The following is a 23304-nucleotide window of genomic DNA, read 5'->3' as shown; positions in this document are numbered from 1 at the left end:
AATGTGTCGATTAACGACGCAGACCCAGTTTGGCGATCAGTGCACTGTAACGTGTTACTTCTTTACGCTTCAGGTAGTCCAGCAAGCTACGACGCTGGGATACCATGCGCAGCAGACCACGACGGCTGTGGTGATCATGGATGTGCTGCTTAAAGTGACCTTGCAGGTGATTGATTTGTGCGCTCAGCAGGGCAACCTGAACTTCAGGTGAACCTGTGTCGCCTTCGCCACGTGCATGGTCAGCAACAATTTGGGCTTTAGTTTCAGCGTTTAGTGACATCTTTTGTACTCCAAAGAGATGAATGTTTTTTCCAGCCGATCACTAATTCAGCCGGAAAGCGAGCGCGCATTCTATCAGTTAAGCCAGTGTTGGCAACCAGAAAATGGCGTTGCCAACAAAAGAATGACTTAACGGTCGCAAGGTTCAAAAAGATTTTGCAACGGAACCCACAGCAGAACACGGAAAAATAAAGATAAGTTCGGAAATATATTTTATTTTTAAGACCTAAAATATAGCGCTAAGCCTGAAGCCAAATCAAATATAGCTCTTTGTCATCTTTAGCGCTGACCGCTTGGTTACCTGCCAACACTCAGCTACACGCTACCCTAATGGCTTGCTCTTACCAATAAAATATCTTAGTAATTTTCGCTCTTATCTCAGCTTAATTTTCCGTGCGTTCCGTGTTTCTTCCGTGGCAAAGAAGTCTTTAATCGCTATTAACGCACTAAGCGTTTAGGTGCCACTTTGCCATCGTCGTCAATTTCGCCAACGCCAATAAACCGGTGTTGCTCTCCCACCGTCATTCTTACCTGCCCGTCTGTAGGCGCACCCGAGACCTGAACCGCTTGGCCCTGATTGATATAACCGGCCACCAACTCAGACATGTGTACTTCTGGCAGACTAGCTACGGCAGTCTCCATCGGCAACAACAAGGGATCTAGCTCAAGGCGAGGAGCAATCTCTTGCGTGCGGCAGTTTTCAAGAATGCATTCCAGCTGCTCAAGAGTCACCATCCGCTCGGCGGGATACGTCGCAACCGCTAAGCGGCGCAGCACCGCCACATGCGCACCACAGCCCAGCACTTCACCCAAATCATCAACGATGGTACGAATGTAGGTGCCTTTGCTGCAGTGAACCTCCAGCTCCACTTCGTCTCCTTCAAAGCGAATCAGCGTGAGCTCATACACAGTGATAGAACGCGACTCTCGCGGTATTTCTATGCCTTCACGGGCATATTGATACAAGGGCTTACCTTGATATTTAAGCGCAGAGAACATGGAGGGAACTTGCTGGCTCTGACCACGAAATGGCTCCAGCGCCGCAATTAATGCCTCCTCAGTCACATTAACCGGACGGGTTTCAACCACCTCGCCATCGGCATCACTGGTGTTAGTACGCAGTCCTAATTTGGCAACCACGCGATAGCGTTTATCCGCTTCCAGCAAAAACTGAGAAAACTTAGTGGCTTCGCCTAAGCAAATGGGCAACATACCGGTGGCTAATGGATCTAGTGCTCCGGTGTGCCCCGCTTTGGCCGCAGCATAAATGCGCTTAACTTGTTGCAAGGCATCGTTAGAGGTAATGCCCTCAGGCTTATCTAACAACAAGATGCCGTCTACCTCACGACCACGAAATCGACGTTGACGCCCCATTATTAATCCTTTTTCTCTTGATCTTGTTCTTGTTCTTGGTCTTGAGCCTGCTCTTCGCCGCTGCGACCGCTTTCTTGTATACGACGCTTATCTTCGGCAATGGTGCTAGAAACCAGGGTAGAAATACGCACCCCTTCCACCAAGCTTTGATCGTAGGCAAAGCGCAGCTCAGGCGTGACACGCAGGCGCATCGCTTTACCCACTAGGGTGCGAATAAAACCACTGGCATCTTTCAAGACCTTCATGCCTTCGGTAATTTTTGCTGGATCGTTTTCTAAAAAGGTGACAAATACTTTAGCAGTACTTAAGTCTTTAGATAAGTCGACACCGGATACCGTAACCAATTTTAGACGGTCATCTTTAATTTCCCGCTGCAGGATCATCGCAATTTCTTTTTGCAATTCCTGCCCAACCCGGCGGGCACGGCTGAATTCTCTAGCCATAATGCTGTTTTCCCATTAAAAAAGGAGCCTTTAGGCCCCTTAGTATCAAATTAGGTGACAAAAGAGTGCAGCCCTAAAGCGGGCTGCAAGCCCTTTCGACGCTAGCGGTGCTAGGTCGGCGTCTCCCTTATAGGGTGCGCTGTACTTCTATAATCTGGAAGACTTCTATCTGGTCGCCTACACGTACATCATTGTAGTTCTTAACGGCGATACCACATTCCATGCCATTACGCACTTCTTGCATATCGTCTTTAAAACGACGCAGCGATTCTAGTTCGCCTTCGTAAATTACCACGTTATCACGCAATACCCGAATTGGGTTGCTACGTTTAACGTTACCTTCGGTAACCATACAACCGGCCACTGCGCCAAACTTAGGCGAGCGGAACACGTCGCGTACTTCGGCTAAACCGATAATCTCTTGTCTAAACTCAGGTGCCAACATGCCAGTCATGGCCTGTGTCACTTCGTCCAGCAATTCATAGATAACGCTGTAGTAACGTAGATCGATTTCTTCAGCTTCAATCATCTTACGAGCAGAAGCTTCGGCACGTACGTTAAAGCCCAAGATAATAGCATTCGAAGCTGCCGCTAAGCTGGCGTCAGTTTCGGTAATACCACCTACGCCAGAGCCAATGATCTTCACTTTAACTTCGTCGGTAGACAGTTTCTGCAACGACTCAGCAATCGCTTCAAGAGAACCTTGTACGTCTGCTTTCAGTACCAAGTTCACTTCAGCCACTTCGCCTTCTTCCATGTTCGCAAACATGTTTTCAAGCTTAGCGGTCTGCTGACGCGCTAGTTTCACATCACGGAACTTGCCTTGACGATACAGCGCTACTTCACGTGCTTTCTTCTCGTCGCGTACTACTGTGGCTTCATCACCAGCAGAAGGTACGCCCGACAAGCCCAGAATTTCTACTGGAATAGACGGACCGGCAGTTTTAACGTCGCGACCTAACTCATCACGCATCGCACGCACTCGGCCATACTCTAGGCCACACAGTACTATATCGCCTTGGTTCAGCGTACCTTCCTGTACCAGTACTGTTGCTACTGGGCCACGGCCTTTATCTAGGCGAGACTCGATGACCACACCTGATGCCATGCCATCGTATATCGCTTTCAGCTCTAATACTTCAGCTTGCAGCAATACCGCTTCTAACAAATCATCAATACCATCACCGGTTTTAGCCGAGATATAGGTAAAGATGTTTTCGCCGCCCCAGTCTTCCGACATGATGCCGTGTTGAGACAACTCACTCTTAACGCGATCGATATCCGCTTCGGGCTTATCCATCTTGTTAACAGCAACGATCAACGGCACATTGGCCGCTTTCGCATGCTGAATAGCCTCGACGGTTTGTGGCATTACACCATCATCCGCCGCCACTACCAAGATAACGATATCGGTTGCACTGGCACCACGAGCACGCATTGACGTAAACGCCGCGTGGCCTGGGGTATCCAGGAAAGTGATAGAGCCATTCTCGGTATCTACGTGGTAGGCACCAATATGCTGGGTAATTCCACCGGCTTCGCCAGACGCTACTTTAGCGCGACGAATATAGTCCAGTGTAGAGGTTTTACCGTGGTCAACGTGACCCATGATAGTCACCACTGGCGCACGAGTTTGACGCTCGGCATCGGTATCACGGTCAGACAACACATGCTGCTCTAATTCGTTTTCACGACGTAGAATCACTTTGTGTCCCATTTCTTCCGCCACTAACTGCGCGGTTTCTTGGTCGATAACCTGGTTAATGGTCGCCATAGCGCCCATCTTCATCATCACCTTGATGACGGCTGTACCCTTAACGGCCATTTTGTTAGCCAGTTCGGCTACAGTAATGGTTTCGCCAATTTCAACATCACGGTTAACCGTTTGAGCAGGCTTTTGGAAGTCATGCTTCATTGAATTGGGCATCATTACTTTGGCGCGCTTGCCTTTGCGCAGACGCTCGTTGCGGCTTTCACGGTTCTCGCGGTCTTCTTTGTTCTTACCGCCTTTGCGTTTCTTGCCACCGGTGCTACGGCGTGCTTTATTTTCTTCAGTCTTATCTGCTTCGTCTTCCGCGGCCTTGGCATGAGGGTTAGTCATAACATGGTAGTCGGCATCTTCTGGCTTCTTCGCTGCAGCTTCTTCAGCCCAACGTTTTTCGTTTACTTCAGCCAGTTTGCGCACTTCTTCCGCTTTTTCTTTGGCATCTTGCTCGGCCTTGCGCAAAATTTCTTGTTCACGCTGCTGCTTCAATTTTTCTGCTTCGCTCTTCGCCATATCGTCCACCTTTTTCTGCTCTTTGCTTTTGGGGGCTGTTTTCCCCTGCTCTTTGGTGTTCTGAGCTTGCAGCTGAGCCTGGCGGGCTTTTTCTTCCGCGTCATGCTTGGCTTTTTCTTGCGCTTCACGTTTAGCCACTTCTTGTGCTTCACGTTTAACTTGCTCTTCGGTCTCGCGGCGAGCCTGCGTTTCTGTTTCCAGACGCGCTTGCTCTTCTGCTTCCTGCTGACGCTGCTGCTCTTCTTCAGCAGTATCGCGTCTTACGTAGGTACGCTTCTTTCGCACTTCAACCTGAACAGCCTTGCTCTTTCCACCCACCACGGGCACATTCAATGTGCTCATGGTTTTGCGCTGCAACGTCATCCGTTTGGGTTCGTTTGCCTCAGCGCCATGCTGTTTTTTCAAATGTGTCAGCAAATCGGCCTTTTCGGTTTCCGATACCATATCGCCGGTTGATTTTTCCATACCGGCTTCGCGAAACTGCTGTACTAGACGGTCAACTGATGTGTCTATGTCGCTGGCGAGCTGCGATAATGTAACTTCTGCCATTCATTTACCTCCGCTGAACTTATTCTTCGGTCTGGTCTCCAAACCAACAGATATTACGGGCTGCCATAATCAGCTCCCCAGCTAGGGTTTCACTCAGATCTTCAATTCCTTCAAGATCGTCTATGCCCTGCTCTGCTAGTTGTTCCAGTTCCGCAACACCACGGGCGGCAAGCGCATACGCCAGCTCCCGGGTCATGGAGGGCAGTGCGAGCAGTTCCTCTGCTGGCTCAACCCCTTCGAATGATTCTTCTTGCGCTAGCGCCCGAGTCGTCAGGGCAGCCTTGGCACGGTTACGCAGCTCCTCCACCATCTCTTCATCTAGGCCTTCTACGCTCAACAGCTCGCTGACCGGCACATAGGCAATTTCTTCTAATGAAGAAAAACCTTCTTCCATCAGTAAGGCTGCAAAATCGTCATCCACATCCAAGTGCTGGATAAACAGATTAATGATCTTGTCGCTTTCAACCTGATGCTTGCTCTGCAAATCTTCTACCGTCATTACGTTCAGTTCCCAGCCAGTAAGCTGGGCGGCTAAACGCACGTTTTGACCATTACGGCCAATCGCTTGGGCAAGATTGCCAGATTCCACGGCAATATCCATGGAATGGGCATCTTCATCCACAATGATGGAAGCAACGTCAGCCGGTGCCATGGCGTTGATCACCAGTTGCGCAGGATTATCATCCCACAGCACGATATCAACACGTTCGCCATTTAGCTCGCCAGATACCGCCTGAACTCGGGCACCTCGCATACCAACGCAAGCGCCGATAGGATCGATACGTCGGTCGTTGGTTTTAACGGCGATTTTGGCACGGCTGCCTGGATCACGGGCAGCACCCATGATTTCGATAATTTCTTCACCAATCTCTGGCACTTCAATGCGAAACAACTCTTTCAAGAAGTCGGGGTTGCTACGGCTAACGAATAGCTGAGCACCACGTGCTTCTGGACGCACGGCATATAGTAAACCACGTACTCGGTCACCGCTGCGGAAAGTTTCGCGAGGCAGCATATCTTCACGGAAGATAACGGCTTCAGCGTTATTACCTAAGTCTAAAATGACGTTCTCACGCGTCGCCTTTTTGACTACACCGGTAATAATTTCACCTTCTTGGTCTTTAAACTGCTCAACCACTTGCATGCGCTCGGCTTCGCGTACTTTTTGTACGATAACCTGTTTCGCAGTTTGGGTGGTAATGCGGTCGAAAGTAACCGAGTCGATGTCATCTTCTACAAACTCACCGAGCTGGATTTCCGGCTCATCAATTTGTGCAGCTTCCAACGTAATCTCGGCGTAAGGATTGGTCAGAACTTCCTGACTTTCCACTACTTGCCAACGGCGGAAGGTTTCAAAGTTACCACTTTTACGGTCAATTTCGACTCGTACTAGGATATCACCTTCATATTTCTTTTTGGTGGCCGTAGCCAACGCTGTTTCCAGCGCCTCAAAAATCTTTTCGCGTGGTACTGCCTTTTCGTTAGAAACGGCATCAACCACCAGTAATATTTCTTTATTCATGTCCGACCGCCTCGTTAGTCAAAGTTCGGAACCAGATGTGCTTTTTGGATATTAGCGAAGGCGACGGGAAACACGGTTCCTTCCACCTCCAGACTGATCATGGTGTCGTCTACCGCCACCAGAAGTCCGCTCAATTTACGACGGTTGTTCACCGCCATACGCAGGGATAACTCTACCTGCTGACCAATAATGGCCTGATAATGAGCCGGCTTAAACAGGGGGCGAGCCATACCCGGAGAAGACACTTCCAGATCATATTCGGTAGAAATGGGATCTTCCACATCTAACACGGCACTTGCTTGCCGACTTACATCGGCGCAATCTGATACTTCAATACCGTTTTCATGGTCGATATACAAACGTAAGGTCGAATGCTGCCCGGCACGTATATACTCGAGCCCCAACAATTCAAAGCCAAGAGCCTCAACCGGCTCTGTTAGCATCTCGGTCAGTCGTTGTTCCAATGTAGCCAAAGCTACCCCTCCGAAAACAAAAAAAGGGCTCGCAGCCCAGTGAATGTGCACCAATATAATATTGGTACTAAAGTGCAGATAAAAAAAAGCCCCGATCTTCAAATCGGGGCTATTCACCTGGACCCTGACTGTTGCCTTGCGACAACCACTTATCACACTAACCATTACAAAAGCCTAATAGTAACAAGCTGCAATAAATGTGAGGATTTGGTTGCGGGAGCCGGATTTGAACCGACGACCTTCGGGTTATGAGCCCGACGAGCTACCAGACTGCTCCATCCCGCGTCCGAAAACGTAAAAATTATAGTCAATTTGGGTTTTAAACTCAACTTAACTCAATTTTGGTGCCGTGAGCGGGAATTGAACCCGCACGCCCATACAGGCACTACCCCCTCAAGATAGCGTGTCTACCAATTCCACCACCACGGCAAAAACTTTTTATTTTGGTACGTCGCTGTTTTCGTTTTTAATAACATCAACAGGAGCATTACCTGGGATAACACTTTCTTCCACTGTGGGAACAGAAAGGTCTTCCCATTCGCTTCCCTGAGTGCTGCTGTTGCTGGATAAATTACCCAACGCCAAGCTCACTACAAAGAAACCGGCTGCTAGTAGCGTAGTTGCTTTCGTAAGAAAGTTACCTGAACCACCTGAGCCAAATACTGTATTGGAGGCACCTGCTCCAAAGGAAGCGCCCATATCGGCACCCTTACCTTGCTGCATCAGCACTAAACCAACTAAGGTTAGCGCGATAAGCAGATACACCACTAAAAGAATTTCGTACATCAGCCTACCCTTGCTTGACGTCTGAGCCCCGCATCAGACTGCTGTCCGGAGCGGGGCTAATACTAGCGAGACGACTCACCGGATACAAGCGCAATTTTCAAAAAACAGCGCGAATGAGCGAAAAGCCATCAAAAAAGAAGATTCCATCACCAAATAAACGGGAACAGTGAGGGGTAAAGTGTAAAGAGTAGGGACTCCACACTCTTTTCGCCTCACCCCTCACATTCAATTACTCAACTGCGTCGGCGATATATTGCGCTAGGCGACTCACTTGTTCTAGCTCTGCCCCTTCTACCATGACGCGGATCAGCGGCTCGGTGCCAGACTTGCGCAATAATACTCGTCCTGCTCCTGCTAACTCTTGCTCGGCAACGGCCACTCGGCGTTTTACTTCGCTGTTATTAAGCGGATCGGTACCTGCCTGAAAACGCACATTGTTTAGCACTTGAGGATAAAGGGGTAACAGCTGCCCTAAACTTTGCAAGCTTTGACCGCCAGACGCCATCACCCGCAGTACTTGTAAGGCGGCGACAATGCCATCCCCGGTGGTGTTGTAATCCAGACTGATAATATGTCCTGAGTTTTCTCCACCCAACTTCCAGCCGTGTAGTTTTAATTGCTCTAGCACATAGCGGTCACCGACCTTAGCCCGTACAAAGGGAATATCTTGTTTCGCTAATGCTAACTCGAGTGCCATATTGGTCATTAATGTGCCGACCACCCCGCCCCCTAAGGCGTTACGCTTAATGGCATCTTGCGCCATTATGTAGAGTAGCTGATCTCCGTCGAGCAAAGCGCCGGTATGATCAACCATGGCCAAGCGATCCCCATCACCGTCAAACGCAATGCCTAAATCGGCACCGTGCTCTTGCACTGCGGCAATTAACGCCTCGGGAGCGGTAGAGCCCACTTTATCGTTAATATTAACACCATTAGGTTCACAACCAATGCGGATCACCTTAGCACCCAGCTCGCTAAATACTGCCGGCGCTATGTGATAGGTGGCACCATGAGCACAATCTATCACTATGGTCAGGCCATCTAGGTGCATTTCGGAAGAAAAGGTACTTTTACAAAACTCGATATAACGGCCCGCCGCATCAGTAATACGGCTCGCCTTGCCCAGCTGCTCTGAGGCCACACAATCCATGGGCTGATCTAGCATAGCTTCAATGGCCAGCTCTACTTCATCGGGCAGCTTGGTACCGTCATGAGAGAAAAACTTGATACCGTTATCGTAATAAGGATTATGCGATGCGCTGATCACAATGCCGGCTTCCGCCCTAAAAGTACGCGTCAAATAGGCAATCGCAGGCGTTGGCATCGGCCCAAGCAAAGCCGCTTGTAGACCTGCGGCTGACAATCCCGCCTCCAGTGCAGATTCGAGCATGTAGCCAGAAATTCGCGTGTCTTTACCAATCAGTACTTTTTTGGTGCCCGTTTTTGACAGGACCTTACCCGCAGCCCAACCCAATTTCATCACAAACTCGGGAGTGATGGGGTAATCACCGACTCGGCCGCGTATACCGTCGGTACCAAAATATTTTCTGCTCATTATATTATCCCTGATAATGCTTGGCGTATTGCCATACTCTCATGGCATCAGCCATTTCTCTTACATCATGAACCCGCAGTATTTGTACGCCCTGACTTAGCGCAAATAAATGCGCTGCCAGACCTCCCGCTAAACGCTGGTCGACTTCTCGACTCAATAACTGCCCTAGCATCGACTTGCGCGACATTCCCGCCAGCAAAGGCAGCCCCAACTGATGCAGCTGCCCGACCTTACCCAATAATTCATAGTTATGCGCTAGCTGCTTACCAAAACCATAGCCAGGATCAAGGCAAAGCCGTTGCCGGCTAATTCCTGCTTGCTCACAAGCTTGCACCCGCTGTTGTAAGAACGCGGCCACCTCTGCGGTCACGTCATCATAATTTGGTGCCTGTTGCATAGTTCTAGGCAGCCCTTGCATGTGCATCAGGCAAATAGCAGCACCGCTTTGTGCGGCAACCTGCAACGCATTAGGTTCACGAAGAGCTCTAATATCATTAATTAAGTCAGCCCCTGCTGTTACTGCACCCAGCATGACTGTTGCCTTGCTGGTATCAATCGATATCCAGCAGTCCAGCTCTTTGCGTAATAACTCTATCACGGGAATGACACGGTCTAGTTCTTGCTGCTCAGCGACCGCATCTGCGCCTGGACGTGTCGACTCCCCTCCCACATCAATAATGACGGCACCGTCGTTAACCATCTGCACGGCATGGCGTAACGCGGCGTCTTGAGCAACAAAATGGCCGCCATCAGAAAAAGAGTCTGGAGTCAGGTTAAGCACTCCCATGATGCAAGGAGTAGATAAATCTAGCGTTTTGGATGAGCTCGATAACAGCATAACAAGACATTCTCTTCAAATAAAAAAGCCCCGAACAGGGGATGTTCGGGGCTTAATTTATCACAAAATATTAATGACCGGTGATATCACTTGGCTTATTCAGATCAGGCGCTTCTGACTTAGGCTGCGGGTTTTTATCCGCTTCTTTGTCCGTTGCTTCATCATCCGAAGTCGCGGTAGGTCCTTGTGGCTTATCGTCGGACTCTTCAATCCAATCGGCTGGAGCCCGAACTTCGCGACGTGCCATCAAGTCATCAATTTGCTTGGCATCGATGGTTTCATACTTCATTAGCGCATCTTTCATGGCATGCAGTATATCGACGTTATCCAGCAATATTTTCTTGGCACGTTGGAAGTTACGCTCAATAAGTTCTTTCACTTCAGAGTCTATCGCCTTAGCGGTTTCATCTGACATGTGTTTCACCTTGCCCCCAGAGCCGCCCATGAACACATCACCCTCTTCTTCCGCGTACAGCAAAGGTCCTAGCTTTTCAGACAACCCCCACTGCGTCACCATCTTGTACGCTAAGTCGGTGGCACGCTCGATGTCATTAGACGCACCTGTAGTTACCTTATCGAAGCCGTAGATAATCTCTTCGGCCAACCGGCCACCATATAGGCTAGAAATCATCGACTCTAACAGCTGCTTACTGTAACTAAAGCGATCTTGCTCGGGCAGATACATAGTCACACCCAAGGCGCGACCACGAGGAATAATCGACACTTTATAAACCGGATCATGCTCTGGCACCATGCGCCCCACAATAGCGTGACCTGCTTCGTGATACGCAGTCATGGCTTTTTCAGACTCAGACATCACCATAGAACGGCGCTCAGCACCCATCATGATCTTGTCTTTTGCCTTTTCAAACTCATCCATCGACACTACGCGTCGAGAAGAACGAGCCGCAAACAAGGCCGCTTCGTTCACCAAGTTCGCTAAGTCCGCACCACTGAAGCCCGGAGTACCACGGGCAAGAACACTCGCCTTAACATCATCACCCAAGGGTACGCGACGCATGTGTACTTTAAGTATTTGCTCACGGCCACGTACGTCAGGCAGCCCCACTACTACTTGGCGGTCGAAACGACCAGGGCGCAGTAACGCCGAGTCCAATACGTCGGGACGGTTAGTTGCCGCCACCACGATTACGCCTTCGTTACCTTCAAAGCCGTCCATTTCAACCAGCATCTGGTTAAGGGTTTGCTCTCGCTCATCGTGACCGCCACCCATACCAGCGCCACGCTTACGACCAACCGCATCAATTTCATCGATGAAAATAATGCAGGGTGAAGACTTTTTCGCCTGCTCAAACATGTCGCGCACGCGGGATGCACCTACACCGACGAACATTTCAACGAAGTCGGAGCCTGAAATGGTAAAGAATGGCACTTTAGCTTCGCCAGCAATGGCTTTGGCCAATAGCGTTTTACCGGTACCAGGCGGGCCCACCAACAAAATGCCGGTAGGAATACGCCCACCCAACTTCTGGAAATGGCTTGGGTCGCGCAAATAATCAACCAGCTCGGCTACGTCTTCTTTAGCTTCATCACAACCGGCTACATCGGCAAACGTAGTTTTAATTTGATCTTCGCCCATGAGGCGCGCCTTGCTCTTACCAAAGCTCATGGCGCCTTTACCACCGCCACCGCCTTGCATTTGGCGCATAAAGAACACCCACACACCAATCAATAACAACATGGGGAACCATGAAATAAAGATAGAGGTCAGCAGGCTGGGCTCTTCTGGTTTCTCGCCCACGACTCGCACGTTGTTATTCAACAAATCGTTTAACAATTGTGGATCTTGCGCAGGCAAAATTGTCGTGAATCGATCACCACTGCGCTTAACACCGTTAACGGTTTTACCGTCGATGCGTACTTCTCGAATTTGCCCTTGGGCTACTTCCTGTACAAAGGTAGTGTAGTCCGTTTGGCTTCCACTCGGCTCGCTTGGGCTAAAGCTCTGGAATACCGACATCAACACCACGGCTATGACCAACCACAGGATCAAATTTTTCGCCATGTCACTCAAATTACTAACCTCACCGGCTGACTGTTTATGATTCTGAGAGTACTACAGTTTATAACCTGTAGCCACAATGTACACTTCTCGCGACCGCGGTCGCGACGAATCGGGTTTTCTTACTCTTACCGAACTAAAAGACCGACGAACTTCCAATAAAAACTCATCAAAACCGGCCCCTTGAAACACTTTCACTACAAAACTACCTTTAGGTGTCAATACTTGGCGACACATATCCAGCGCCAACTCCACCAAATACATGGATTTAGGCTGATCTACTTCTCGGGTGCCACTCATATTTGGCGCCATATCAGACAGTAATACATCAACCTTGTCTTCACCTACCCGCTCAAGCAGTGCATTCAACACCGCTTCGTCTCTAAAGTCTCCTTGTAGGAAGTCGACGCCTGCGATGGCGTCCATCGGCAGTAGGTCACAGGCAATCACTTGACCTTTTTGCCCCACTTGCTCCACGCAATATTGACTCCAACCGCCAGGGGCGGCGCCTAAATCCACTACCGTCATGCCTTGTTTGAGCAAACGGTCGCGCCCTTGCAATTCTTCTAATTTAAACACGGCTCGGGAGCGGAGGCCTCTTTTATGCGCCTCTTGTACATATTTATCGTTGAAATGCTCTTGAAGCCAGCGCGTTGAGCTGCCCGAGCGTTTTTTGTTCGCCATTAAATTATCGCTCTGCTATTACCATTACAGTGTAGATGGGGGTACAATAGCCCCCTTTCAACCTATTAACTGAAGCATTTTGCAATGACTCTGACTAATAAGCAAAAACAATACCTCAAAGGATTGGCTCACAGCCTTAAACCAGTGGTATTGCTGGGCCAACATGGCCTGACCGAAGGCGTGTTGGCTGAGATCGATTTAGCCCTTAATTTTCACGAATTGATCAAGGTCAAAGTTGCCGCCGAAGACAGGGAAGTTAAAGCACTGGTCATGGATGCCATCGTCCGTGAAACAGGCGCGTTAAAGGTACAAAGTATCGGCCACATGCTGACACTATACCGCAGCAGCGAAGAGAAAAAAATCAGCTTACCCCGCGCTTAAGCATTAGGGCCAAGTAAGCAGGCCCTCTGCTTTTAACTTCTTGGCCCTCTTTTCTGTGTTGCTACACATTAGTACCACTACACTATAAGTATAATTATTTACCTTGGTGTTGTGATGTCTGACCATCCCTATTTAACCGACGAAGAGCTTGCCCTGCTTAACGAGCTTTACCAAGCTGACGGCCAAAATGCATTGCTAACGCTGCCATTAGTGATGGATGCCAATATAGGACCTTTATTGGAACAAGCAACAGGCCTCGAACTAAAACTTGAACTAGGCCAAGTAAAACTTAGCTTTCCTGTCGCCCTAAACCACCCGGTCGCAAGCCAAGAACAAGCCGCACTCAGCTCACCTAATATTGTTAGCCACAGCGGACACCCTCGAGCTTGGCGCTTACCTCATCCACAAGATATTGAGCTTAAACGCCCAAATGGACAACTGTTGGCTGCCGAAATTCGTGACTTGTCTATCAATGGTATGCGCTTGGTATCACAGCGCCCATTATTTAAGCCTGCACCCAGCCAACAAGCGCATAAAAAAATATGGTTGGTGCTGGGCCAAGAGCAGCAGCTGGCATTGCAACTTACGTTAGTTCGCCAACGTAAAGGCCCGCAATTTTGGCTCACAACGGTGAGCTTTACACTCAACAGTGCCGACAAGGGCACCTTGTCAGACTTTGTATTTCGTGGCTTTTTAGAACAGATACAAAAACGGCAGGCGCTATAGCGTCTGCCGTTTTTCGTTTTCGTACTGAGTCGTGTGGCCGAAATTACAGGTACTGGACCTTAAGAATTTCGTATTCTACTTCGCCACCTGGCGTTTTTACTACCGCCACATCATCCACTTCTTTGCCAATAAGCGCGCGAGCAATCGGCGAGTTCACCGAAATCAGGTTCGCTTTGATGTCTGACTCATCGTCACCCACAATGCGATAGGTGATTTCTTTTTCGTCGTCTACCTTAAACAAATCTACCGTGGTACCAAAAATAACTTTGCCAGTATTAGGCAGCTTGGTCACGTCGATAATTTGAGCGTTGGACAGCTTGCCCTCAATTTCTTGAATCCGCCCTTCACAGAACCCTTGCTCTTCACGCGCCGCATGGTATTCGGCATTTTCTTTTAAATCGCCATGTTCACGGGCATCAGCAATATCGGCAATAATTCTGGGGCGTAATACCGACTTGAGGTGATCCAGTTCTTCACGCAGCTTTTGTGCGCCAAGAACCGTCATAGGAGTTTGTGCCATAATAAAACCCAGTTCCTTTCAGACAATAAAACAACAAGAGCCCTGCCGAACATCAGCACAGGGCTCATATTATACATTCCGTGTCAGCCGCTGGGCTGCTATGTAGCAACCCAGATTAATACAGCTAACTTAGCGGGTCAAATCGTCGAAGAAGCGCTTCACTCCATTGAGAAAGCCTTCCGTCTTGGGTTGATGTTTGTTGGCTGCAACACCACCACAAGAGTCTTCTAATTGACGTAATAATGATTTCTGTTCTTCGGTTAGGTTAACCGGCGTTTCAATATAGGCTTTACATACCAAATCGCCCATTTGACCATTGCGAGCCGAACGTACCCCTTTGCCCTTAAGACGGAAGCTACGGCCGGTTTGCGTTTCAGCCGGTATTTTTAGCTTAACCCGTCCGTCTAGGGTCGGCACTTCTACTTCGCCGCCCAGAGCCGCGGCACTAAAGCCTATCGGCACTTCACAAAACAGGTTGTTGCCGTCCCGAACAAAAATTTCATGCTCGCGTACGTGCATCTGTACATAAAGGTCACCCGCCGGCGCACCTGATTCACCTGCCTCGCCTTCGCCGGATAACCGAATTCGATCGCCGGTGTCTACACCCGCCGGTATTTTTACCGACAGCGTCTTCGTTTTTTGATAACGGCCGTCACCATGACACTTATGGCAGGGGTCGGTAATGATCTTACCTTTACCACGACAATGCGGACAAGGCTGCTGCACGGTGAAGAAACCTTGGCGCATTTGCACCTGACCATGACCATGACAGGTAGAGCACGTATTGGCCTGGGTGCCCGCTTTAGCACCACTGCCATCACAGACATCACAACCTACCAGTGTTGGCACCTTGATCTCTTTGGTCACGCCCCGCACGGCTTCTTCTAGCGTCAGCTCCATATTGTAGCGCAAGTCAGACCCACGGGCCGCACGCTGCTGACGACGCTGACCGCCACCGAAGATATCGCCGAACACATCGCCGAACACATCGCTAAAGTCACCGCCGCCGCCACCAAAACCATGGCCGCCCTGCTGACCATTTACCCCTTCATGACCAAACTGATCATAAGCGGCGCGTTTTTGCGCATCGGTCAATACTTCATAGGCTTCAGACGCTTCTTTAAATTTATCACCGGCGTCAGCATCGGCTTTATTACGGTCGGGATGATATTTCATCGCCATCCGCTTATAAGCTTTCTTTATATCGCGCTCATCGGCTCCTTTAGAGACGCCAAGCACTTCATAATAATCTCGTTTTGACATAGGCTGATTACTTACCTGAGTCCTGTTAACACAAAGGCGGGTGTTGGGATCCCAACACCCGCACTAGGCGCGTTAATACGCTGGGTTTAAATTACTTTTTGTCGTCTTTTACTTCTTCAAACTCGGCATCAACTACATCGTCATCGCCTTTGGCTGATGCGTCTTGTGGTTCGCCCGCAGTTTGTGAAGCTTCAGCTTGGGCCTTGGCCTGAGCAACTTCAGCCAACTTTTGTGACACTTCCATCAGCGTTTTCTGTTTGGCTTCAATGTCATCTTTATCTTCGGTACGAGCGGCAGTTTCTAGCTCGCTCAATGCAGACTCAATGGCGCTCTTGTCATCGGCGGCCAAGTCATCGCCCGCTTCTTCCAGCTGCTTGCGAGTAGCATGAATCAAGCCATCAGCTTGGTTACGTGCGCCCACTAGCTCTTCAAACTTTTTATCTTCGGTCGCGTTTGCTTCCGCTTCGCGCACCATGGCTTCTACTTCTTCGTCACTTAGACCAGAAGAGGATTTAATGGTGATCTTCTGCTCTTTACCTGTGTCCTTATCGGCCGCAGATACGTGCAGAATACCGTCGGCGTCCAAATCGAAGGTCACTTCAATTTGTGGCAGGCCGCGCGGTGCAGGACGAATACCTTCTAGGTTGAACTGACCCAGAGACTTGTTATCACCTGAGCGCTTACGCTCACCCTGCAATACGTGAATGGTCACGGCTGCTTGGTTGTCGTCTGCAGTAGAGAACGTTTGAGACTTGCGCGTTGGAATAGTGGTGTTCTTCTCGATCACCGCCGTCATTACGCCACCCATCGTCTCGATACCCAAAGACAGAGGTGTTACGTCCAACAACAATACGTCAGTTTTGTCGCCAGACAATACGGCACCCTGAATCGCGGCACCTACGGCAACGGCTTCGTCTGGGTTAACGTCTTTACGTGGCTCTTGACCAAAGAAGTCACTTACCGCTTTTTGTACTAATGGCATGCGGGTTTGACCGCCGACCAAAATAACGTCATCAATTTCTGATACCGACAGGCCTGCGTCTTTTAGTGCCGTTTTAACGGGCTCTAACGACTTCTTCACCATGTCTTCTACCAGTGACTCCAGCTTGGCGCGAGTCAGCTTGATGTTCAGGTGTTTAGGGCCTGATGCATCAGCAGTAATATAGGGCAAGTTCACGTCAGTCTGCTGAGCAGAAGACAGTTCGCACTTGGCTTTTTCAGCGGCTTCTTTTAAGCGCTGTAGTGCCAGCATGTCGTTACGCAGGTCGAAACCTTGCTCACGCTTAAACTCTTCGACTAAATAGTTGATTAAACGGTTATCAAAGTCTTCACCACCTAAGTGGGTGTCGCCGTTAGTGGCGAGTACTTCAAAGGTCTTTTCGCCGTCCATCTCATCAATTTCGATGATCGAGATATCGAATGTACCACCACCCAAGTCATATACTGCAACCTTGCGATCGCCCTTGGCTTTGTTTACGCCATAAGCAAACGCCGCCGCAGTGGGCTCGTTGATAATACGTTTTACGTCTAAGCCTGCAATGCGGCCGGCGTCTTTGGTTGCCTGGCGCTGTGCATCGTTGAAGTAAGCAGGCACGGTAATAACCGCTTCAGTCACTGCTTCGCCTAAGTAGTCTTCGGCGGTTTTCTTCATTTTTTTCAGTATTTCTGCAGATACCTGTGGGGGAGCCATTTTTTTATCTTTGGCTTCTACCCAAGCATCACCGTTGTCGGCTTTAACGATTTTGAACGGCATGATTTTTAGGTCACGCTGTACTTCTTCGTCTTCAAAACGACGGCCAATCAAACGCTTGATGGCAAATATGGTGTTGTGCGGGTTGGTCACCGCCTGACGTTTAGCTGGCTGGCCAACTAATATTTCGCCATCATCGGCATAGGCGATGATGGAGGGAGTAGTACGAGTACCCTCGGCGTTTTCTATTACTCGTGGATTATCTCCGTCTAAAATAGCGACGCAAGAGTTGGTGGTACCTAAATCGATGCCGATGATTCTACCCATGAAATCCTCTCTAAATATCTTGAATTAAATAGTAAGCATTATGTATTTTGCTTTAATCTATATATGCGGCTGCCGATGATGACTTTCAAGGCATAGCTCACACTTTTTAATGAAAACCGCCATTTTACGTCTGCGGTTTGCGACTGGAGTGCTTTAAGCCTACTTATATTAGGCTTGAGTACCTTAAGCTTGGGTATCGATGGCCGGCCCTTTGGCCACCATGACCATGGCGGGGCGCAGTACGCGGCCATTAAGCTCATATCCTTTCATCATGACTGCCACGACTGAGTTAGGCGCAACGTCGTTGCTTTCTACCATGCTCATGGCCTGATGCTTATTCGGGTCAAATGGCGTGCCAGTAGGGTCTATCTGCAATACGCCAAATTTTTCTACCGTGCTTAACAGAGACTGCAGCGTCAGCTCCACCCCTTCATACACCGCTTTAAAGGCATCGCTTTCTTTATCTGTGTGCTCAAGGGCGCGTTCTAAGCTGTCGATAACGGGTAATAACTCGTTGGCAAACTTTTCCAATGCAAACTTTCGTGCCTTTTCTACATCTTGTGCAGCACGGCGGCGCAAGTTTTCCATTTCAGCCAACGCGCGCAATGCATTATCTTTTTCCGTCTGGGCGCTGCTGGTCGCATCCGCTAGTTGTTGCTCCAGTTCGGCTACATAAGCTGCATCCGGCAAGGACTGCTCTGCCTCTTCCGATGCCTCAGCATTTGTATCTACGGTCAGCGGCTCTTGCTCAGCAGCCTGCTCTGTATCAACCTGATGTTGTTTATCGCTCATGTGATCTCCCATATATAAATTCTTGCCTGCAGCCTATATGGGGGAGGCGAGATCAAAATTCAAGAGAATATGTTGGCAATTCTTGATCACTCGCTCGCTCTCAGACACAGTGTTAATTAGAATGAGGCATAACACGGCTAAGAAAGTACTGGCCGACCTGCCTACCTTACCCTTCAGCTAGGTCTATATATCGATGGATACCGAATTTAATACCATAGCCCTTATCGGCAAACCCGATCATGAGGGAGCCAACCAAACTCTGGTTGCCTTGTATAAGCACCTTATTGGTTTGGGGATTAACGTTGTTATAGAGCGACGAGTAGGCGAGCAGCTAAGGCTTGACGATGTTGAGCTATTAGAAATGGTTGAGCTAGGGGAACGCGCCGATTTGGCCATCGTGGTCGGCGGCGACGGTAATATGTTGGGTGCCGCACGTGTTCTAGCTAGATTTGATGTGGCGGTGGTGGGCGTTAACCGAGGCAACCTCGGCTTTTTAACCGACTTGTCACCCGACAGCTTTGAGCAGCCCCTTGACCGCCTACTAGCCGGTGATTATCAAGCCGAAAATCGCTTTTTACTCGAAGCCCAAGTACACAGACACGGCCAGCTAAAGGCCAGTAATACCGCCATGAACGAGGCCGTATTACACCCGGGTAAAATCGCCCATATGATTGAGTTTGAGGTGTACATTAATGGTCATTTTATGTACAGCCAGCGCGCCGATGGCATGATTGTGGCCACCCCTACGGGCTCTACCGCCTACTCTTTATCTGCCGGTGGCCCCATTGTGACCCCTAACCTTAATGCTATTACGTTAGTGCCGATGTTTCCGCACACTTTAAGTTGTCGGCCCATTGTTATCGACGCCGACTCTCACGTAAAGCTGGTGCTGTCTCCTAACAATAGAACCGGGCAAATGCTAGTAAGTTGCGACGGCCACGTATCGCTGGCAGTGCAACCGGGCGATGAAATTCATATCAACAAGAGTCCCCATAAACTCAAGCTACTTCACCCACGTGGCCACAATTATTTTGAAGTACTGCGCAGTAAACTAGGCTGGGGCAGTAAGCTTTTTTAGTGTCGATTGTTGAAAAAATCATGGCCAAAAGCAGAGAAATACCGAAGCTGCTTTGGCCATGTTGTCCCCTTTACTCTTCAATCGACGGTTTGCTTTTACTAATAAAACCTCTTCGTTCTTGCCGCCTTTCTCATCTTAATTTTTCTGTGCTTCTCATAAATAAAGAAGCGTGCTCTTCCATGGCAAAATATTTTAACCTTCTCTTTTTACTAAAAACTTAACACTCAAAATTCAAAACTGCCTTGCCACTGTACAAAACAACAGTATACTGTATTTATACACAGTAACCCTTGTGCAGAGGTTCTATCATGTTACTTCAGCTCACCATCAGTAATTTTGCCATCGTCTCTTTTCTTGAGTTGGACTTACGTGCCGGCATGACCAGCATCACCGGCGAAACGGGAGCAGGCAAGTCAATCGCCATCGACGCGTTAGCCCTCGCCCTGGGCGAGCGGGCAGATACCGACACCGTTAGGCCCGGTGCCGATAAAGCCGATATTAGCGCACGCTTTCGCATCGACAAGCTACCTAAAGTAAAGGCATGGCTCAGTGAACAAGAGCTGGACGAGCAAGATGAATGCATTCTGCGCCGCACCTTAAACCGCGAAGGTCGCTCTCGTGGTTACATAAATGGCACACCGGTACCACTGGCTCAGCTAAAAGCTCTGGGGGCATTACTGATCAATATTCATGGTCAGCATGCCCATCAGGCGTTGCAAAAAACCGACTACCAGCGAGGTTTGCTGGATGCCTACGCCGGGCATCACCAGTTAATACAAAAATCGAGTAAGTACTACCAGCAATGGCGTCAACTGACCAACGAGCGCCAACAGCTGCAAAACGATCAAGTTCAATGGCAAGCACAGCGCCAACTGCTGGAGTATCAAGTGGCTGAGCTGGATGAGCTGGCACTCGATGCGGAGGAATTTCCTACCTTAGAGGCCGAGCACACTCGACTGGCAAACGGGGCCGAATTGCTTAACGACTGCCAGCTGGCACTGAATGTGCTAGCCGATAGTGAAGAAAACAATGCGTTACAACAATTACGCCACGGCTTGAAACTCGTCACCGAACTCTGCCAAATGGACGCTCGCTTATCAGCCATACAAGAGATGCTCGAAAGCAGCCAAATACAGCTTGAAGAAGGCCATGGTGAATTAAGCCGCTACTTAGACCGGTTAGAGCTTGATCCCGAACGCCTGCACGAGGTGGAATCGCGTATGGCAAAGGTGATGGAGCTGGCACGCAAGCACCATGTACTTCCTGGTGAGTTGCATCGCTTTCATCAAAGCATTGCCACCCAACTCGCAGCAATGGATCACAATGACAGTCGTCTGCAAGAGCTAGCCGAAGAAGTAGAATACGCAAAAGAGCAGTTTTTATTAGCCGCCGAACGATTGAGCCAAAGCAGGCAGCGTTATGCACTGTCACTGAATAAACAAATTACCGCCAGCCTTCATCAACTCAGCATGGAGCATGGGCGCTTTGAAATGACAGTCACCGCCGATAAAACTGCCGGTTATTCTCCCTTGGGAATAGATAAGGTTGAGTTTTTGGTTAGCACGAACCCAGGCCAACCCATGAGCCCAATGGCGAAAGTGGCATCCGGTGGCGAGCTGTCACGTATTAGCTTGGCTATTCAAGTTATTACCGCGCAAAAAGTTGAAACCCCCACTCTTATTTTTGATGAAGTAGATGTCGGTGTCAGTGGCCCAACCGCAGCAGTCGTCGGCAAGTTATTACGCCAGTTAGGTGACTCTACACAAGTGTTGGTGATCACTCACCTGCCCCAAGTGGCAGGCAATGGTCATCAGCATTACTTTGTCAGCAAAGACAGTGCCGATAATGTGACCCAAACCCGTATGCAAGAGTTGGATAACGATAGCCGCCTAAACGAACTAGCGCGATTACTCGGTGGCAATAAAATTACCGAGAACACCCTAGCCAACGCCCGAGAGTTATTGGTGAGTGAAGCGTAAATAAAGCGGTTAGCGTGTCTCTACTGTCACAAATAATCTCAGCACTCAGACGCAACTGGGTAGCCTCCTCCGACACGCTGCAAGCACCTCCCTGTGACGCTCAAACACATGACATCCCTGTCATGTGATGGTCGGCTGAGGCTATCCCAGCGGCTTCTTCTTTAGGCATCGAAATTGTCGGCTGACGGCATTCACAGGCAACTCTACAGCTTATAGGAGGGCAGAGGGTATCTGCTCAGCCGACCATCTGCGCCAAGGATGGCGCGGCTGAGCCCCCAGGGAGGGGTTTACGGCGAGTCGGAGGAGTGGTGCCCTTCCTGACTTATCGCATTAATACCAAAAAAAGTGATTGCAAAGAGATGGACGGTATTAGCTTACACCAGTCGGCGGGCGGCGCCGATGACGATCTCAATGGCTTGCTGCTCGGTGTTTTGCATCGTGGTTTCGTTAGGGATTTCTTGCTGGGTACGGTTAACAATAACGCCGGCTACACAGCCCGCCTTAAGACCCATGCTGGCACACATGGTAAATAAAGTGGCCGACTCCATTTCGTAATTCAGCACTCCCAGCGCCTGCCATTCTTCCATACTGCCCTGCAGGTGACGTGGTACACGAGCAGAAAACGTGTCGTAGCGCTCCTGTCCCGGATAAAAAGTATCAGACGACGCCGTAATCCCTACATGAGGACTAAGCCCCAGCTCTCGCGCCGCATCAACTAACGCACAGCTACAATCAAAATGAGCAACCGCAGGAAACTCTAGCGGCGCAAAATGACGACTAGCACCATCTAAGCGCACCGCGCCTTGCGTGACAATTATGTCTCCTACATTAATATGGGGCTGAATAGCGCCAGTAGTACCAATACGCAAAAACGTCGTCACCCCCAATTGAGCAAGCTCTTCTACCGCGATCGAAGTAGAGGGGCCTCCTATGCCGGTAGAGCACACGACTACCGACTTGCCATCCAGCTCACCCAACCAAGAAGTAAACTCCCGCTTAGTCGCTAACAAACGCGCATTGCTCAACTGACTGGCAATGCGTGCCACCCGCTCGGGATCTCCAGGAATAATAGCCAGCTTGGCACCGTGCAAATCCTCATCGGTTATTCCTAAGTGAAAAACGTGCTTAGCCATGAGTTACTCCCGAATAACAACGTAAAAAATAGTATGATAGAACAGCGGATCCAAGATGACAGTAACTCGTATCACGGAACCTCTTCTTCAATAGTGGGTCAGATTGCCATCGTAGCGATCTTAGTCAACGAACAAACCCAAATATTAGCCAAGCATCGGCTTGTACAAGGTCGGCGCCAACCGCTATTATGGCGGCAAGTCACACAGGGATATAATGCGTATATGCAACTCAAAACCTTGATTTTACCTTTATTGTTTACTCTTCCTTTAACCGGCTGCAGCTTGGTTTATAAGGTGGATATACCACAAGGCAATTACATTGAAGCAAAGCAGGTTGAGCAACTTCGCCAAGGCATGAGCCAAGAGCAAGTGCGCTTCTTGTTGGGCAACCCCATGAACCTAGATAGCTTTAATCACGACCGCTGGGTCTACCTCTATTACTTTAAACCCGGTCACGGTGAGCCAGAGCAAAAACAATTGATTTTAGACTTTATTAATGGGGCGCTAACTTCAATTACTGGTGATTACCAAGCTTCAGCCTCTTTCAGCCAAGGGCTATAAAAAACGTGTGGCCATACCAATCTATGGCCACTGTTAGACGTAAAGAGTGA

General features: G+C 49.4%; 21 protein-coding genes and 2 tRNA genes. 5 read left to right on the top strand and 18 right to left on the bottom strand.

Annotation, left to right across the window (positions count from 1 at the left end; genetic code table 11):
- Positions 1 to 10 precede the first annotated feature (10 nt).
- From rpsO to rlmE, 13 genes are all read right to left on the bottom strand, one after another.
- Positions 11 to 280, bottom strand: coding sequence for a 30S ribosomal protein S15 (gene rpsO, locus ACFQ1C_RS06550; protein WP_379557791.1), 270 nt, complete (start codon positions 278 to 280; stop codon positions 11 to 13).
- 437 nt (positions 281 to 717) lie between these two features.
- The gene (gene truB / locus ACFQ1C_RS06545; protein WP_379557790.1) at positions 718 to 1653 is read right to left on the bottom strand and encodes a tRNA pseudouridine(55) synthase TruB; all 936 of its coding nucleotides are present in this window, start codon (positions 1651 to 1653) and stop codon (positions 718 to 720) included.
- Between the two features lie 2 nt (positions 1654 to 1655).
- Complete coding sequence (rbfA, locus tag ACFQ1C_RS06540) at positions 1656 to 2096, bottom strand: 30S ribosome-binding factor RbfA (protein WP_379557789.1); 441 nt, start codon at positions 2094 to 2096, stop codon at positions 1656 to 1658.
- 127 nt (positions 2097 to 2223) lie between these two features.
- Positions 2224 to 4923, bottom strand: coding sequence for a translation initiation factor IF-2 (gene infB / locus ACFQ1C_RS06535; protein ID WP_379557788.1), 2700 nt, complete (start codon positions 4921 to 4923; stop codon positions 2224 to 2226).
- A gap of 19 nt (positions 4924 to 4942) precedes the next feature.
- Positions 4943 to 6445, bottom strand: a complete 1503-nt coding sequence (nusA, locus tag ACFQ1C_RS06530; protein WP_379557787.1) for a transcription termination factor NusA — start codon at positions 6443 to 6445, stop codon at positions 4943 to 4945.
- A gap of 14 nt (positions 6446 to 6459) precedes the next feature.
- The gene (rimP, locus tag ACFQ1C_RS06525; RefSeq protein WP_379557786.1) at positions 6460 to 6918 is read right to left on the bottom strand and encodes a ribosome maturation factor RimP; all 459 of its coding nucleotides are present in this window, start codon (positions 6916 to 6918) and stop codon (positions 6460 to 6462) included.
- A gap of 208 nt (positions 6919 to 7126) precedes the next feature.
- Positions 7127 to 7203: transfer RNA gene (locus tag ACFQ1C_RS06520), tRNA-Met, on the bottom strand.
- 57 nt (positions 7204 to 7260) lie between these two features.
- A tRNA-Leu gene (locus ACFQ1C_RS06515) sits at positions 7261 to 7347 on the bottom strand.
- 9 nt (positions 7348 to 7356) lie between these two features.
- The gene (gene secG, locus ACFQ1C_RS06510; RefSeq protein WP_379557785.1) at positions 7357 to 7704 is read right to left on the bottom strand and encodes a preprotein translocase subunit SecG; all 348 of its coding nucleotides are present in this window, start codon (positions 7702 to 7704) and stop codon (positions 7357 to 7359) included.
- A gap of 229 nt (positions 7705 to 7933) precedes the next feature.
- The gene (gene glmM / locus ACFQ1C_RS06505) at positions 7934 to 9259 is read right to left on the bottom strand and encodes a phosphoglucosamine mutase (RefSeq protein WP_379557784.1); all 1326 of its coding nucleotides are present in this window, start codon (positions 9257 to 9259) and stop codon (positions 7934 to 7936) included.
- A 4-nt stretch (positions 9260 to 9263) separates the two neighbouring features.
- Positions 9264 to 10097 (bottom strand): dihydropteroate synthase, encoded by an 834-nt coding sequence (gene folP, locus ACFQ1C_RS06500; protein WP_379557783.1) that lies wholly within the window; start codon positions 10095 to 10097, stop codon positions 9264 to 9266.
- 70 nt (positions 10098 to 10167) lie between these two features.
- A complete protein-coding gene (ftsH, locus tag ACFQ1C_RS06495; protein WP_379557782.1) occupies positions 10168 to 12132 on the bottom strand; it encodes an ATP-dependent zinc metalloprotease FtsH in 1965 nt (654 codons plus the stop codon).
- Positions 12133 to 12174: 42 nt separating this feature from the next.
- Positions 12175 to 12804 carry a 23S rRNA (uridine(2552)-2'-O)-methyltransferase RlmE gene (rlmE, locus tag ACFQ1C_RS06490; RefSeq protein ID WP_379557781.1) on the bottom strand — a complete coding sequence of 210 codons (630 nt, stop codon included), beginning with the start codon at positions 12802 to 12804 and terminating at the stop codon, positions 12175 to 12177.
- A gap of 84 nt (positions 12805 to 12888) precedes the next feature.
- Here rlmE and yhbY point away from each other — a divergent pair, with 84 nt between their 5' ends.
- On the top strand, positions 12889 to 13185 hold the full coding sequence (yhbY, locus tag ACFQ1C_RS06485; protein WP_379557780.1) for a ribosome assembly RNA-binding protein YhbY: 297 nt from the start codon (positions 12889 to 12891) through the stop codon (positions 13183 to 13185).
- Between the two features lie 114 nt (positions 13186 to 13299).
- Positions 13300 to 13911, top strand: coding sequence for a PilZ domain-containing protein (locus ACFQ1C_RS06480; RefSeq protein WP_379557779.1), 612 nt, complete (start codon positions 13300 to 13302; stop codon positions 13909 to 13911).
- A gap of 43 nt (positions 13912 to 13954) precedes the next feature.
- Here the strand turns inward: ACFQ1C_RS06480 and greA are convergent, their stop codons facing one another.
- From greA to grpE, 4 genes are all read right to left on the bottom strand, one after another.
- Positions 13955 to 14431 carry a transcription elongation factor GreA gene (greA, locus tag ACFQ1C_RS06475; RefSeq protein WP_379557778.1) on the bottom strand — a complete coding sequence of 159 codons (477 nt, stop codon included), beginning with the start codon at positions 14429 to 14431 and terminating at the stop codon, positions 13955 to 13957.
- A gap of 129 nt (positions 14432 to 14560) precedes the next feature.
- A complete protein-coding gene (gene dnaJ, locus ACFQ1C_RS06470) occupies positions 14561 to 15694 on the bottom strand; it encodes a molecular chaperone DnaJ (protein ID WP_379557777.1) in 1134 nt (377 codons plus the stop codon).
- A gap of 91 nt (positions 15695 to 15785) precedes the next feature.
- Positions 15786 to 17711 (bottom strand): molecular chaperone DnaK, encoded by a 1926-nt coding sequence (gene dnaK, locus ACFQ1C_RS06465; protein ID WP_379557776.1) that lies wholly within the window; start codon positions 17709 to 17711, stop codon positions 15786 to 15788.
- Positions 17712 to 17894: 183 nt separating this feature from the next.
- A complete protein-coding gene (grpE, locus tag ACFQ1C_RS06460; protein WP_379557775.1) occupies positions 17895 to 18503 on the bottom strand; it encodes a nucleotide exchange factor GrpE in 609 nt (202 codons plus the stop codon).
- A gap of 193 nt (positions 18504 to 18696) precedes the next feature.
- Here grpE and nadK point away from each other — a divergent pair, with 193 nt between their 5' ends.
- Complete coding sequence (nadK, locus tag ACFQ1C_RS06455; protein WP_379557774.1) at positions 18697 to 19581, top strand: NAD(+) kinase; 885 nt, start codon at positions 18697 to 18699, stop codon at positions 19579 to 19581.
- Positions 19582 to 19889: 308 nt separating this feature from the next.
- Positions 19890 to 21560 (top strand): DNA repair protein RecN, encoded by a 1671-nt coding sequence (recN, locus tag ACFQ1C_RS06450; RefSeq protein WP_379557773.1) that lies wholly within the window; start codon positions 19890 to 19892, stop codon positions 21558 to 21560.
- Between the two features lie 374 nt (positions 21561 to 21934).
- Here recN and udp read toward each other — a convergent pair whose 3' ends face one another.
- Positions 21935 to 22693 (bottom strand): uridine phosphorylase, encoded by a 759-nt coding sequence (udp, locus tag ACFQ1C_RS06445; protein WP_379557772.1) that lies wholly within the window; start codon positions 22691 to 22693, stop codon positions 21935 to 21937.
- 222 nt (positions 22694 to 22915) lie between these two features.
- Here udp and ACFQ1C_RS06440 point away from each other — a divergent pair, with 222 nt between their 5' ends.
- Entirely contained in the window at positions 22916 to 23254 is a 339-nt protein-coding gene (locus ACFQ1C_RS06440; RefSeq protein WP_379557821.1) for an outer membrane protein assembly factor BamE, read from the top strand.
- Positions 23255 to 23304: the final 50 nt, after the last annotated feature.

It is taken from the genome of Oceanisphaera ostreae, assembly GCF_042676125.1.
Lineage (GTDB): Bacteria > Pseudomonadota > Gammaproteobacteria > Enterobacterales > Aeromonadaceae > Oceanimonas > Oceanimonas ostreae.
Note: the sequence above shows the minus strand (reverse complement) of the source record. Positions and strands in the feature narration are given on the sequence as shown.